The 12,877-nt window shown below is 62.1% G+C and carries 12 protein-coding genes, 3 tRNA genes, 1 pseudogene and 1 riboswitch; of the genes and pseudogenes, 11 read left to right on the top strand and 5 right to left on the bottom strand.

The annotated features are described in order from the left end of the window. Positions 1 to 16: 16 nt before the first annotated feature. The 4 genes from E1742_RS24240 to glyA all read right to left on the bottom strand — a co-directional run bounded on the left by E1742_RS24240 (position 17) and on the right by glyA (position 3,643). On the bottom strand, positions 17 to 964 hold the full coding sequence (locus E1742_RS24240; RefSeq protein ID WP_134387611.1) for a PilW family protein: 948 nt from the start codon (positions 962 to 964) through the stop codon (positions 17 to 19). After that, positions 961 to 1,506: a type IV pilus modification protein PilV gene (gene pilV / locus E1742_RS24235; protein ID WP_134387610.1), complete on the bottom strand. Its 546-nt coding sequence runs from the start codon at positions 1,504 to 1,506 to the stop codon at positions 961 to 963. Before pilV ends, E1742_RS24240 begins: the two co-directional genes overlap by 4 nt. A 325-nt stretch (positions 1,507 to 1,831) precedes the next feature. Then, complete coding sequence (gene nrdR, locus E1742_RS24230) at positions 1,832 to 2,302, bottom strand: transcriptional regulator NrdR (protein WP_134387609.1); 471 nt, start codon at positions 2,300 to 2,302, stop codon at positions 1,832 to 1,834. A gap of 93 nt (positions 2,303 to 2,395) precedes the next feature. Further along, the gene (gene glyA, locus E1742_RS24225; RefSeq protein WP_134387608.1) at positions 2,396 to 3,643 is read right to left on the bottom strand and encodes a serine hydroxymethyltransferase; all 1,248 of its coding nucleotides are present in this window, start codon (positions 3,641 to 3,643) and stop codon (positions 2,396 to 2,398) included. Positions 3,644 to 3,736: 93 nt separating this feature from the next. Further along, positions 3,737 to 3,849: riboswitch (ZMP/ZTP riboswitch) on the bottom strand. 184 nt (positions 3,850 to 4,033) lie between these two features. On the opposite strand from glyA, the gene E1742_RS24220 reads away from it, so the two are divergent. The 11 genes from E1742_RS24220 (at position 4,034) to E1742_RS24170 (ending at position 10,753) form a co-directional block, all read left to right on the top strand. Further along, positions 4,034 to 4,780 carry an SDR family NAD(P)-dependent oxidoreductase gene (locus E1742_RS24220; protein WP_134387607.1) on the top strand — a complete coding sequence of 249 codons (747 nt, stop codon included), beginning with the start codon at positions 4,034 to 4,036 and terminating at the stop codon, positions 4,778 to 4,780. Between the two features lie 160 nt (positions 4,781 to 4,940). Next, the gene (gene ybgC, locus E1742_RS24215) at positions 4,941 to 5,357 is read left to right on the top strand and encodes a tol-pal system-associated acyl-CoA thioesterase (RefSeq protein ID WP_134387606.1); all 417 of its coding nucleotides are present in this window, start codon (positions 4,941 to 4,943) and stop codon (positions 5,355 to 5,357) included. A 54-nt stretch (positions 5,358 to 5,411) separates the two neighbouring features. Next, entirely contained in the window at positions 5,412 to 6,104 is a 693-nt protein-coding gene (gene tolQ / locus E1742_RS24210; protein WP_134387605.1) for a protein TolQ, read from the top strand. 15 nt (positions 6,105 to 6,119) lie between these two features. Further along, positions 6,120 to 6,560: an ExbD/TolR family protein gene (locus tag E1742_RS24205; protein ID WP_229466289.1), complete on the top strand. Its 441-nt coding sequence runs from the start codon at positions 6,120 to 6,122 to the stop codon at positions 6,558 to 6,560. A gap of 4 nt (positions 6,561 to 6,564) precedes the next feature. After that, a complete protein-coding gene (gene tolA / locus E1742_RS24200; RefSeq protein WP_134387604.1) occupies positions 6,565 to 7,539 on the top strand; it encodes a cell envelope integrity protein TolA in 975 nt (324 codons plus the stop codon). Beyond that, a complete protein-coding gene (tolB, locus tag E1742_RS24195; RefSeq protein WP_134387603.1) occupies positions 7,539 to 8,810 on the top strand; it encodes a Tol-Pal system beta propeller repeat protein TolB in 1,272 nt (423 codons plus the stop codon). The genes tolA and tolB overlap by 1 nt, the downstream gene beginning before the upstream one ends. A 43-nt stretch (positions 8,811 to 8,853) precedes the next feature. After that, positions 8,854 to 9,384 carry a peptidoglycan-associated lipoprotein Pal gene (gene pal / locus E1742_RS24190; RefSeq protein ID WP_134387602.1) on the top strand — a complete coding sequence of 177 codons (531 nt, stop codon included), beginning with the start codon at positions 8,854 to 8,856 and terminating at the stop codon, positions 9,382 to 9,384. 79 nt (positions 9,385 to 9,463) lie between these two features. Continuing rightward, on the top strand, positions 9,464 to 10,210 hold the full coding sequence (gene ybgF, locus E1742_RS24185) for a tol-pal system protein YbgF (RefSeq protein WP_134387601.1): 747 nt from the start codon (positions 9,464 to 9,466) through the stop codon (positions 10,208 to 10,210). Positions 10,211 to 10,451: 241 nt separating this feature from the next. Beyond that, positions 10,452 to 10,527, top strand: a tRNA-Lys gene (locus E1742_RS24180). Between the two features lie 47 nt (positions 10,528 to 10,574). Next, a tRNA-Lys gene (locus E1742_RS24175) sits at positions 10,575 to 10,650 on the top strand. Positions 10,651 to 10,677: 27 nt separating this feature from the next. Further along, positions 10,678 to 10,753: transfer RNA gene (locus tag E1742_RS24170), tRNA-Lys, on the top strand. A gap of 874 nt (positions 10,754 to 11,627) precedes the next feature. Here E1742_RS24170 and E1742_RS24165 read toward each other — a convergent pair. Continuing rightward, positions 11,628 to 12,804: pseudogene (locus E1742_RS24165) on the bottom strand (IS3 family transposase). Positions 12,805 to 12,877 lie beyond the last annotated feature (73 nt).

Raw genomic sequence — 12,877 nt, 5'->3', positions numbered from 1 at the left:
CGACGCGGTACGTCCATCACGACCCCGCGCGGTTGCGCAGCAACACGGCCGCCTCGAACAGCCGGCGTGACCGTGCCCTCAGCGACGCCGGCAGCGCCGCCTCGTCGATCCGCGTACCGGCATCGCCGCCCCTTGCCGCCGCCGTATAGGCGGCCCCGAACAGATCGAACGCCATCGGCGCGCCGCCGCTGCGCGTGCCGCTTTCGCCGTGCAGCAGCAGCGCCAGCCGGACGGCGACGACCCGATGCCAGTAAGACCGACGCCGCCGCTCCCGTTCGCGCTCGGCCGCCGAGGCACCCGCCACGGCCAGCGCATCGTCCAGCGCACGCACGGCCGTGGCGTTCAGGTAGCGGTTGGCGACACCGTCCACCGGCGTATCGGTATCTACGCCATACAGCACCTGCAGGCTGTCGACGCCGCGCACCACGGCATCGGCGCTCCACCCGCCGCTGTCGGTGCGGTACTTGCAACGCAGCTCCGCTTCGCCATCGTCGCCCCGCGCGACAAAGAAGATGCTCCAGCCCTGCGCCGACGCGCCGACGGCGAAGCCGGCGCAATCGACGATGGAACCGTCCCCGGAACCCGCGCCGGCGCCGCCGAAACGCACCGCCAGCACGTCGCTGCCGTTGACGGACGATGCCCGCGCGTCCGCGATGCCCGGCCCGGTACGGGTGACGCTGCGTGCGTCGAGACCCTCGATGCCGGCGCCCTCCTCCGCCGCCGGCGCGGCGCCACCGGGTGCGGCCGCGTCCGCATAGCCCGCCTGGCGCAGCGCCTGCCCGATCAGTTCGAGGGCGTAACGGCCGCCGTCGTTCAGCCTTACCGTGGCGCCGTGGTGCAGGTAGTCGCCATTCGCCGTGACGAGCATCGCCGCCGATGCCAGCGTGACGAGCATGCCGATCGTCAGCGCGACCAGCATCTCGACGAGGCCGGCGCCGGCGCAGCGGTGCTGGCGGCCGGTCATGGCGCAACCCCCGCCACGGCCACCGCCACGCCTGGCACGAAGCCGTCTTCCGCGTCCGCCTGCGGCGTGCCGTCGGGATTCTTGCCGCGCCAGCCGATCTTGACGACCACCGGCGCCGTGGCCCCGCCCGAGCACGGCCAGCGCAGCCGGCCCGCCTGCCAGATGCCCGCATCGCGGCACACGCGCACGCGCCCCGCCGGCAAGGTGGTGCGCACCAGGCGCTTCAGTTCATACGCGTCGAGCTCGGCCAGCGCCGCGCTGTCGCATGGGGCCGCCATGCACAGGCTGGCCGGGGCGGGCGGCGTGGGTTCGCGGTGGGCGTCGTAATCGATCGCCAGATAGACGCTGCCAACCTGGCCGGCATTGGCGCGGATCCGGTCGGCCATAGCGGTGGCGGCCTGCACGGACGCCGACAGCAGGGCCGATTCGTGCCGGGTGCGCATCGCATGCAGCTGCATGGCCGTCCCGCCGATCAGGCCAACGGCCAGCACCAGCACGGCAACAAGCACTTCGATCAACGTAAAGCCCGCGGCAGCACGCATGGGATCTCCTCGACTTCGCCCTTACAAGTTAGGCGGTCGGGCCGGTCGTCGGTTGCGCTACCTCAAGGATATGGGGGGAACTGAAGAATTTCTGGCAAGAAGTTGTGCTGCCGGGTTGCAAAATTGCGGGCTGAGCAGGAGAAATTCAGGCATAACCGAACGGGCGTCGCAGCGCGGGGTGCGCCCGCCGCAAGGGGACAAGGTGCCTGAGTGGTGCAGACCGCCGCAAACAGTACCCCGGGCGCGACCACACGGCGCTCGCCCTGTGCCGGGCGCTGGTCTCCCTATTTCGCGGCCGCGGATGAACGCCGCAGCCGGGAGCCCGTCACTCCCCCTTCGGCTTGCGCTCCTGCCCTGCCTCTTCGATGGCGTCCTGGAACTCGGCCAGGTCCTCGAAATTCTTGTAGACGGACGCAAAACGGATATACGCCACCTTGTCGAGGCGCTTCAGTTCCTGCATGACGAGCTCGCCGATATGGTTCGAGTCCACTTCGCGCTTGCCGCTGGTCAGCAGCTTTTCCGAAATCGACTGCACGGCCGTGTCGACGGACGCGGCCGCGACGGCACGCTTGCGCAGGGCCAGCATCAGGCTGTCGCGCAACTTCGCTTCCGAGAACTCGGTCCGGCTGCCATTTTTCTTGACCACGAACGGCATCGAAAGTTCGATCCGTTCGTACGTCGTGAAGCGCTTGTCGCACTTGCCGCAACGCCGCCGGCGCTTGATGGCGTCCCCCTCCTCCGATACGCGGGTATCGAGGACGTGGATATCATCGTGCTGGCAGAACGGACATTTCATGGGGAGGCATTCAGGGATAAAAAAGCGCCGGACTTCGGGTCCGGCGCTCAGAGTGTAACAACGACTGTTTCAGGCGTAAAGCTGTCGCCGTTATCAGGCCGCGTAGACGGGGAACTTGTCGGCCAGGACCTTGACGGCGGCCTTGACTCTTTCGATCGTCGCGGCGTCGTGCGGGTTGTCCAGTACGTCGGCGATCAGGTTGCCCACTTCTTCGGACTCAAGCTCCTTGAAGCCGCGCGTCGTCATGGCCGGGCTGCCCAGGCGGATGCCGGACGTCACGAACGGCTTCTGCGGATCGTTCGGAATGCCGTTCTTGTTGGTCGTGATGTGCGCGCTGCCCAGGATGGCTTCGGCTTCCTTGCCAGTCAGGTTCTTGGCGCGCAGGTCGACGAGGAACACGTGCGACTCGGTGCCGCCGGAAACGATGCGCAGGCCGCGCTTGATGAGGGTCTTGGCCAGCACGTCGGCATTCTTGATGACTTGTGCCTGGTAAGCCTTGAACTCGGCGCCTTGCGCTTCCTTGAACGCGACGGCCTTGCCGGCAATCACGTGCATCAGCGGGCCGCCCTGGATGCCGGGGAAGATCGCCGAGTTGATGATCTTCTCGTGCTCGGCCTTCATCAGGATGATGCCGCCGCGCGGACCGCGCAGCGACTTGTGCGTGGTGGACGTGACGAAGTCGGCGTGCGGCACGGGATTCGGGTACAGGCCGGCGGCGATCAGGCCGGCATAGTGGGCCATGTCGACCATGAAGTAGGCGCCGATGTCCTTGGCAACCTTGGCGAAACGCGCCCAGTCGATCTTCTTCGAGAACGCCGAGGCGCCGGCCACGATCAGCTTCGGCTTGTGTTCGTGGGCCAGCTTCTCCATGGCGTCGTAGTCGATGTCTTCCTCAGCCGTCAGGCCGTACGACACCACGTTGAACCATTTGCCGGACATGTTCAGCGCCATGCCGTGCGTCAGATGGCCGCCTTCGGCCAGCGACATGCCCATGATCGTGTCGCCCGGTTTGAGCACGGCAAAGAACACGCCCTGGTTGGCCTGGGAACCCGAGTTCGGCTGCACGTTTGCCGCTTCGGCGCCAAACAGCTGCTTGACGCGGTCGATGGCCAGCTGTTCGACGACGTCGACGTATTCGCAGCCGCCGTAGTAGCGCTTGCCCGGATAGCCTTCCGCATATTTGTTGGTCAGCTGGGAGCCCTGTGCCTCCATGACGGCGGGCGACGTGTAGTTTTCCGAAGCGATCAGCTCGATGTGATCGTGCTGGCGACGGTTCTCATTCTGGATGGCGCCGAACAGTTCCGGGTCGATGGCGGCGAGGGTGTGATCTTTTGCGAACATGAATTACTCCGATTAGGACTGGCAGATAGGATCGAATGAGGTCGCCGGAATGTCGTAGGCAGCCCGGGCGCGCACTCATCCGCGCGATTCCATCGTGGCTGCCCAGGCGAACGGCTGTGTTGGAATCTCACGTTCCCCGGTGGAGATCCACCTTTCGCGGGCTGCCCGATGGCGGTGTCCGCTTTTCGCCAGTTACGTGAGACATAAATGGAGTGGCGATTGTATGTGAACTGGTCCGCGAGAGCAAGAATCGGACTTCCGACAACATTTTCACGCATACAACACCACGGCAGGCGATAGCAGTCGGGCAACGCGTGAGAATTGGTGACAATACTGCCGTTTCGGCTACAATCGTCAGGTTCACGACCGCTAACAGACAGGATGCAAAGCATGATCGTCTTTATCACCGGCGCCACCGCCGGCTTCGGCGCCGCGATGGCGCGTACGTTCGCCACCAACGGCCACAAGGTGCTGATCGCCGGCCGCCGGGAGGACCGCCTCGACGCGCTTGCTTCCGAGCTGGGCCCGAACGTGCGCACGGTGCCGCTGGACGTGACGAACAAGGCCGCCATCCACGCCGCGCTGGACGCCCTGCCCGCGGGCTGGCGCGATATTGACGTGCTGATCAATAACGCCGGCCTGGCACTGGGCGTCAAGCCGGCGCACGAAGCGTCCCTGGAAGATTGGGAAACGATGATCGCCACCAACTGCAGCGGTCTCGTGACGATGACGCGTGCCGTGCTGCCCGGCATGGTCGAGCGCAACAGCGGCCTCGTCATCAATCTTGGCTCCGTCGCCGGCGCCTACCCTTACCCGGGCGGCAACGTCTACGGCGCCACCAAGGCATTCGTCGACCAGTTCACGCTGAACCTGCGGGCCGACCTCGTCGGCACCGGGGTGCGCGCGACCAATATCGCGCCGGGCCTGTGCGGCGGCACGGAATTCTCGAACGTGCGCTTCAAGGGCGACGATGCGGCCGCAGCAAAGGTCTACGAAGGCACGACGCCGTTGACGGCCGAGGACATCGCCGCCACGGCCTACTGGATCGCCACGCTGCCGCCGCACGTCAACGTCAACGTGATCGAGCTGATGCCGACGTGCCAGGGCTTTTCGCCGTTCGCCATCAAGCGCGGCTGAGGTCAAACGTAAAGGATTGTTACATCGGTCGGAGGCGCCGCCAGGATTTGCTTTAATGGCCGCCTTGTAAAAACGACCGCATTTCAATCGAGCAAACTTCCGGCAACGTTTTCAACAGAAATGACGTATGATGTTGCCCAATAACACTAACAATTCATCCATGTCTGCACAGTTTACCTGGGAGGTCCGTGTCTACTACGAGGATACGGACGCGGGCGGCATCGTCTACTACGCGAATTACCTGAAATTCTTCGAGCGCGCCCGTACGGAATGGCTGCGTGCGATTGGTGTCGGTCAGCAGGTCTTGCTGGAAGAACACGACGCCATGTTCGTCGTCAAGAGCGTGAGCGCGGACTATCATGCGCCGGCAAAGCTGGACGATGTACTAAACTTAACGTTGACAATCGAAAAGCTGGGCCGCGCCTCCGTGGTATTCCGCCAGGAAGCGTGGTGCGGCGGTACGCTGCTGAACACGGCACATGTGCGGGTCGGCTGCGTCAGCTCGGCATTGCGCCCGCGCGGGCTGCCCGATGCCGTGCTGGCGCGCATGCGCTCCATGCAGCCCGACGCCGCGTAAGCCGGCGCCTTCGACGACACATATAAACAGACCGAACAACCAGACCGAGAAACAATGAACGCCACCCAGGACCTTTCCTTCATCGCCCTCATCTCCAACGCACACCTGATCGTGCAGCTGATCATGGCGCTGCTGCTTGGCGTGTCCCTCGTCAGCTGGACCTACATCTTCAAGAAAATGTTCGACGTGCGCGCCGCCCGGCGCCTGACGATCGATTTTGAAAAAACCTTCTGGGCCGGCGGCAACCTGCACGCGCTGTACCAGAACGCCAGCAGCAACCGCGCCAGCAACGGCGCGCTGGCGCGCATCTTCGAAGCGGGCATGGGCGAATTCATCAAGGGCAAACAGGCTGCGAGCGCCGCCCGCGAGACGCTGGACATGGGCGCGATCCTCGATGGCGCCCGCCGCGCGATGCGCGCCGCGTTCCAGCGCGAGATGGATGCGCTGGAATCCCACCTGGCGTTCCTGGCTTCCGTCGGTTCCGTGTCACCTTACATCGGTCTGCTTGGTACCGTCTGGGGCATCATGAACGCGTTCCGCGGCCTGGCCAACGTGCAGCAGGCAACGCTGTCGGCCGTCGCCCCCGGCATTGCCGAAGCGCTGATCGCCACCGCCATCGGCCTGTTCGCTGCCATCCCCGCCGTCGTCGCCTACAACCGTTTTTCGCACGACGTCGACCGTCTGGCGATCCGCTTCGAGAGCTTCGTCGAGGAGTTCTCCAACATCCTGCAGCGGCAGTCGCGCTAAGAAGGCGAGGACACGATGGCTTCCTCCTTCAACAGCGGCGGCATGCGGGGCGGGCGCGGACGCAAGCTCAAGTCCGAAATCAACGTCGTGCCGTATATCGACGTGATGCTGTGCCTCCTGATCATCTTCATGGTCATGCCCAGCTCGAACAACCCCAGCTCGATCGACCTGCCGCACGCGGAGAAATCCGTGCGCCCGCCCGACGCGTATATCCAGGTGACGATCAAGCCCAACGGTGCGCTGTCGATCGGCGTGGCGGGCAAGAATGCGGATGCGCCGGAAACGGCGCCGAACCGCGACGCGCTGGTTCGAAAGCTGCGCGCGCTGCATGACGACAATCCGGATTACCCTGTCCTGATCGCGGGCGATAAGGAAAGCAAGTACGACGACGTGATCCAGCTGATTTCGGAAGCGAAGAAGATGGGCATCGCGCGCGTCGGACTGGCGACCAAGTAACGGCATGACGAACACTGCAACACCGGCGGAACCACCCCGCGGCCCCTACCGGGTGCCCAGGCCCGACAGCGGCTGGCGCTCGTTCGCGCTGGCCATCGGCATGCACGTGCTGCTGTTCGTGTTCCTGTGGGGCGGCATCAACTGGCAGAATTCGGAGCCGGTGGCCGTGGAAGCGGAAGTATGGGACCTGACGACGCAGCAGGCCGCGCCGAAAGCCCCGGAGCCGGAGCCGGAACCAGAGCCGGAACCGGAACCGGTACGCACGCCGCCACCGCCGCCGCCACCGACGCCCGTGGCGCCGCCGGAAAAGGTCGCCCCGCCGAAGGTGGATCCGGAGATCGCCTTGAGGAAGGAACGCGAGAAGAAGAAGCTGGAAGAAAAGCTGGCTGCGGAACAGGAAGCGAAGCAGCGCAAGCTGGAGGAAGAGCGCAAGGAAAAACTCGAGCAGAAAAAGCTCGAGGACAGGAAGCTCGCCGAGAAGAAAAAGCGCGAAGAAGAAGAAAAGCAGAAGCTGGCCGAGGACAAAGAAGCGGCCGAGAAGAAAAAAGACGACGAGAAGAAAAAGGAACTGGCGAAGAAAAAGGCCGCCGCCGAATCGGCCGCCAAGCTCGAGAAGCAGCGCGCGGAAGAAATGCGCCGCATCATGGGTTCGGCTGCGGGCGGCACGGGCACGGCCGAGAAGTCGACGGCGCCGCGTTCCGACAGCGGCTACAAGGCCAAGATCGCTGCGAAGATCAAGAGCAATATCAGCTACGCGGGCAGCCAGGACGTTCCGGGCAACCCGAGTGCGGAGTTCCAGATCACGCAATTGCCAACTGGGGAAATTATTTCGGTCCGAAAGATCAAGAGCAGCGGGATACCCGCCTACGATACCGCCGTGGAGAACGCGATTGCCAAATCGTCGCCTCTTCCGAAAAAGCAAGACGGTACGGTGGAACGGGACATCACCGCCGCATTTAAATTGAAGGATCTGCCTTGATGCGAACTATGAACAAACTCAATACCGTTTTCCTGACCGCCGGCATGCTGGCGGCCCTGTCCGCCCAGGCGCAACTGCGCGTGGAAATTTCCGGCGTCGGCAGCAACCAGATTCCCGTTGCCGTGGCGACGTTTGCCGACGAGTCCATCTCCCCCACGCAGATCTCGAAAGTCATCAAGACCGACCTGGAACGCAGCGGCGCCTTCAAGGTCATCGATGCGGGCACGATCAGCGACGTCAACAATGTCGACCTGTCGGCCTGGAAATCGAAAGGCGCGGACGCCGTCGTGGTCGGCACCGTGCAGAAAGCGGCGGACGGCACGTTCGCCGTGCGCTACCGCCTGATGTCGACGGTGCAGAACAGCAAGCTGTCGCAGCTGGACCAGCAGGCGCCGGCGCAGTTCACCCGCCTGTCGGCCCACAAGATCGCCGACGACGTCTATGAAAAGCTGACGGGCGTGCGCGGCATCTTCGCCACCCGCATCGCCTACGTCACGCAGCAGGGCCGTTCGTACCGCCTGGAAGTGGCCGATGCGGACGGCGAGAACGTGCAGCTGGCGCTGTCGTCGAACGAGCCGATCATTTCGCCATCGTGGTCGCCCGATGGCACCAAGGTGGCCTACGTGTCGTTCGAGCAAAAGAAGCCCGTGATCTACGTGCAGAACCTGATCACGCGCGCCCGTACCGTGATCGCCAATGAAAAAGGCAGCAACTCCGCGCCCGCCTGGTCGCCGGATGGCAGCAAGATCGCTGTCGCGCTGTCCAAGACGGGCAATACGCAGATCTATATCGCCAACGCCAGCGGGGGCGGCCTGCGCCGGGTGTCGAACAGTACCGGCATCGACACCGAACCGCAGTTTTCCGCGGACGGCAAGTCGATCTACTTCACGAGCGACCGCAGCGGCGGACCGCAGATCTACCGCATGAGTGTCAACGGCGGCGATGCCCAGCGCGTGACGTTCACCGGCTCGTACAACATCAGCCCGCGCATTTCCTCCGATGGAAAATCGCTGGCGTATATTTCCCGCCGCTCTGGCAGCTTCCAGCTCTATGTGATGGACCTTGCCAGCGGTCAGGAGCAACGTCTGTCTGACAACACCAATGATCAGGCACCGAGCTTCGCGCCGAACGGCAAGTACATCCTGTACTCGACCGAATCGGGCGGGCGCAAGGCACTGGCGGTGGTGTCCGTGGACGGCCGGGTCAAGCAACGCCTGACGATCCAGGCGGGAGCAATCAAGGAGCCCACCTGGGGTCCTTTCATGAAGTAAAGCAGCAAAAAAAAAACCTTTCACAACGACCAGGAGAAATAACATGCGTAACGTAAAAAGTCTCGCCTTCATCATCACCAGCGCAGCCCTGCTCGCTGCTTGCTCGTCGCCCGTCAAAGTGACCGAACCGGCACCGGTAGTGGAAAGCAAGCCGGCGGAAACGCCAGCCCAGCAGGACCAGACCCGCGCCGTGGCACCGGTGGAAACCAAGTCGATCGACCCGCTGGACGATCCGAAAGGCGTGCTGGCCAATCGCAGCGTGTACTTCGATTTCGACAGCTACGTTGTGCGTGAAGACGGCAAGCCAGTCGTGGAAAACCACTCGTCGTACCTGACGAAGAACTCGAACCGTCAGATCCTGATCCAGGGTAACACCGACGAACGCGGCGGCGCGGAATACAACCTGGCACTGGGCCAGAAGCGCGCCGAAGCCGTCCGTAAAGCCATGACGGCCCTGGGCGTACCGGAAGGCCAGATCGAAGCTGTTTCGCTGGGCAAGGAAAAGCCAAAGGCCGAAGGCCACAACGAAGAAGCATGGGCGCAAAACCGCCGTGCCGACATCGTCTACAAGTAATTCCTGCTGCACATCCAGGCGGGACAGCACGCGATATACTGCGTGCTGTCCCGTTTTTTATTTGAAAGCGTAAAGAAACATGATGAAATTCGCCAAGACGGCCCTCGCACTGGCATTTGCCGGCCTGTCCCTGCACGCAACGGCCGGCGTCTTCGACGACGACGAAGCGCGCCGCGCCATCCTGGATCTGCGTGCCAAGGTCGAAGCGCTGACCAAGGACGTCAACGCCCGCATGGACGGCAAGGCGGACAAGAGCGTCACGCTGGACATGCTGAACCAGCACGAACAGACGATGCAGGAAATTGCCCGTCTGCGCGGCCAGCTGGAAGTGCTGGAAAACGAGATCACCATCTCGACGAAGCGCCAGAAGGATTTCTATGCCGACCTGGACGCGCGCCTGCGCAAGCTGGAGCCGCGCGAAGTGGAAATCGACGGCAAGACGGCCTCCGTCGACCAGTCCGAACAGAACGCCTACGATGCCGCCATGCAGCAGTTCAAGGAAGGCAATTACGAAGCCGCCGCCACGTCGCTGCAGAACTTCGTGCGCCGCTACCCGGGCTCCGCGTACGCGCCGAACGCCCAATACTGGCTCGGCAACGCCTACTACGCGCAGCGCGACTGCAAGAACGCCATCACCGCCCAGCAGACCGTCGTGAAGAGCTACCCGGACAGCCCGAAGGCACCGGACGCCATGCTGAACATCGCCAGCTGCCAGACCGAGCTGAAGGCCGTCAACAACGCCAAGAAGACGCTGCAGGAGCTGATCAAGAATTATCCGAACACGACCGCTGCGCGCACGGCCAAGGAGCGGCTGGGCGCGAAGTGACGACCCGGGTCTGCTTTCGCACGAGATCCGACCCGGTCCCCTGGCTGGCGCGTCGACCGGCGAGTGCCTGGGGTCTGTCCCATGGGGACTGACCCCGACCTTTAGCCTGCATCCCGACCAACCTGCAAAAGCAGGCGGCCTGCTTGGCCTGCGTTCGCACCCGCGGGCCCAGCCAAGGATTTTTTGCTCAGCAGCATTTGACACAGCCGCCGGGGCATCCTATAATCCCGCTTCTTTCGGAGGGTCGTTAGCTCAGCTGGTAGAGCAGCGGACTTTTAATCCGTTGGTCGCAGGTTCGAATCCCGCACGGCCTACCACTCGAAAGATGTTGTCGCAGTTGTTGTGATGATGGTTGTACTGCAAGGGGTCGTTAGCTCAGCTGGTAGAGCAGCGGACTTTTAATCCGTTGGTCGCAGGTTCGAATCCCGCACGGCCTACCACTTGCAAGTAGTGAACAGTTTTACCTTGGGTCGTTAGCTCAGCTGGTAGAGCAGCGGACTTTTAATCCGTTGGTCGCAGGTTCGAATCCCGCACGGCCTACCAAGAATTCCCAGAAAAGCCCGCGAATTTCGGTTCGTGGGCTTTTTTGTTTCCGGTCGCTCTCTGGTCGCAGCGCAAAGAAAATAGTTTGCGACATGCACAAAACCGCTCCGCCCCTAGAAACGCTGATTAATTCATGGCGGCGATCTTAGCCCTGAGAAAACGCGCCAAGCTGCGCCAGTATAGGAATCAAACGACGACGACCTCGCCGGAAGCAAGGTAGATCGAGTACGATTCAAATTCTGAGTCGAACTCTCCATCGACCTCCACCATGCCAATATCTCCGAATTTAATCGCGAGCGAAGCTGCTCCGGTCTTCGCAACCTCAGTGACGTCATGCAAGAGTAATTCGATAAGCGGTGAACATGATGACGCATCGGAAAACTCTCTCGAGCCAATTTTATTGTGAATGCGGTACCGCAGAGGCCCTTCAATGCCGAACGCTACCCTATACGTCGGTTCACCAGGACTCAATTGGGGTCGCGCAAAATCAAGTTTTGTGATGCTAGCTCCAAAACTTATCATCTCAAGGTAGCATCCTGAGAGCAGTTCATAGTTAAAGTTGTCGGGCAAGGTGTACATTGAAGACCGTATTTTATATTTGACAATCCAGCAAGGCCTCGTTAACGACGAGGAGGGGGTAGCGAGTCCGGGGGTAGCGGGACATGCGTGTCCCCTTGGCCCCTTCCGGGCTTGCCGGTAGCTGAATTCATGGGCTGTTTATTGCCGTTAACCCATCGCCAATACCCATTCTCGTACCCTGGGACCGGCGAGGAGCCAGGAGGCATTATACGGATGTGTTCGCCTGCGGCAGGATTGGTTCCGGGCGGATAGAACACCTCGCCACCGTTTCGCCCAGGCCTGCTTTCTGTAGTGGTCAAGTAATTTCGGACACGACGATAGGTGCTTTCTCTGCCATTGTGCGTTCATAGACGCTGGGCGGCAGATTGCCCAATACAGAATGCAAGCGCTGGCAGTTGTAGAAGCTGGCGATGTAATCGGCCACGTCAAGTTTGGCTTCCTCGTGGTTCGCGTAATTTCGCTGCCAGACACGCTCCATCTTGAGGTTCAGGAAGAAGCGTTCGGCAACGGCGTTATCCCACAATTGCCTTTGCGGCTCATGCTGCAGACGAAGCCATGTTCGGCGAGCAGGGCCTGGTACTGTTCGCTCGCATACTGGCTGCCGCGGTCGGAATGGACAATCAGTCCTGCAGTTGGCCGGCGCGCCTGGATCGCCATACGCAAGGCATTGCAGACCAGGGTGGCTGGCATGCTCGGCGCCATCGCCCAACCCACGACTCTGCGCGAGAAAAGGTCGAGCACGACAGCCAGGTACAGCCAGCCAGCGCCGGTGCGGATGTACGTGATATCCGAGGCATAAGCTAGGTTTGGCGCCGCCGGGCTGAACTGACGGGCAAGCACGTTCGGCGCAACCGGCAAGGCATGCTTGCTGTCGGTCGTGTAGACGAATTTGCGCTTCCAGACTGGCTTCAAGCTGGCCTGTTGCATCAGGCGGCGCACCTTGTAACGCCCGACGTGGAGGCCGCTATTTGCCAGTGCAGTGACTAGGCGACGGCTGCCGTAACTTTGGCCACTGCTCATGAATGCGGCGCGCAGATGCACGCTCGCTTTGCAAAAAGCAGGCTTGGCAGCACGGCGCTTGGCTTCATAAAATCCGGCACGGCTCACGCCCAATAGACGGCAGGTTTGTGCGACAGGTACGGCCTTCGTTTGCAGCTCGCCGACGAGCCGATAGCTCACTTGAGCTCGCGGGCAAAGAAGGCCGATGCCTTTTTTAAAACGTCCACATCACTACGAAGCTGACGGTTTTCCTGCTCCAGCTGACGAATACCTTGCTGCTCAGCCGTCAACGGCTTGCCAATACCTGGCTGGCCATTTTGCTCGGCATCGTATTGCTCCATCCACCGACGGATCGAACTCACGCCGATGTCCATCGTCTGGCTGACATGCGAGATGCTCAGGCCGTGTTCTGTGATCATTCGAACGACCTCGAGCTTGAAGCTTGGATCGAAATTGCGGCGCTGCCTAGTCATGTAAACTGCTTCGAAGGTGAATTATCCACCTATCGAGGTGTCCGGGGACATTAGACCACTACAGGGCGTACGT

Source organism: Pseudoduganella plicata (genome assembly GCF_004421005.1).
Classification (GTDB): domain Bacteria; phylum Pseudomonadota; class Gammaproteobacteria; order Burkholderiales; family Burkholderiaceae_D; genus Rugamonas; species Rugamonas plicata.
This window is presented reverse-complemented; position numbering and strand designations above follow the sequence as displayed.

Excerpts from the sequence above, each read along its gene's own strand:
- nrdR (WP_134387609.1), bottom strand. The coding sequence starts at position 2,302 with ATGAAATGTCCGTTCTGCCAGCACGATGATATCCACGTCCTCGATACC.
- pilV (WP_134387610.1), bottom strand. The coding sequence starts at position 1,506 with ATGCGTGCTGCCGCGGGCTTTACGTTGATCGAAGTGCTTGTTGCCGTG.
- pal (WP_134387602.1), top strand. The coding sequence starts at position 8,854 with ATGCGTAACGTAAAAAGTCTCGCCTTCATCATCACCAGCGCAGCCCTG.
- glyA (WP_134387608.1), bottom strand. The coding sequence starts at position 3,643 with ATGTTCGCAAAAGATCACACCCTCGCCGCCATCGACCCGGAACTGTTC.
- ybgF (WP_134387601.1), top strand. The coding sequence starts at position 9,464 with ATGATGAAATTCGCCAAGACGGCCCTCGCACTGGCATTTGCCGGCCTG.
- tolQ (WP_134387605.1), top strand. The coding sequence starts at position 5,412 with ATGAACGCCACCCAGGACCTTTCCTTCATCGCCCTCATCTCCAACGCA.
- E1742_RS24205 (WP_229466289.1), top strand. The coding sequence starts at position 6,120 with ATGGCTTCCTCCTTCAACAGCGGCGGCATGCGGGGCGGGCGCGGACGC.
- ybgC (WP_134387606.1), top strand. The coding sequence starts at position 4,941 with ATGTCTGCACAGTTTACCTGGGAGGTCCGTGTCTACTACGAGGATACG.
- tolA (WP_134387604.1), top strand. The coding sequence starts at position 6,565 with ATGACGAACACTGCAACACCGGCGGAACCACCCCGCGGCCCCTACCGG.
- E1742_RS24240 (WP_134387611.1), bottom strand. The coding sequence starts at position 964 with ATGACCGGCCGCCAGCACCGCTGCGCCGGCGCCGGCCTCGTCGAGATG.
- tolB (WP_134387603.1), top strand. The coding sequence starts at position 7,539 with ATGCGAACTATGAACAAACTCAATACCGTTTTCCTGACCGCCGGCATG.
- E1742_RS24220 (WP_134387607.1), top strand. The coding sequence starts at position 4,034 with ATGATCGTCTTTATCACCGGCGCCACCGCCGGCTTCGGCGCCGCGATG.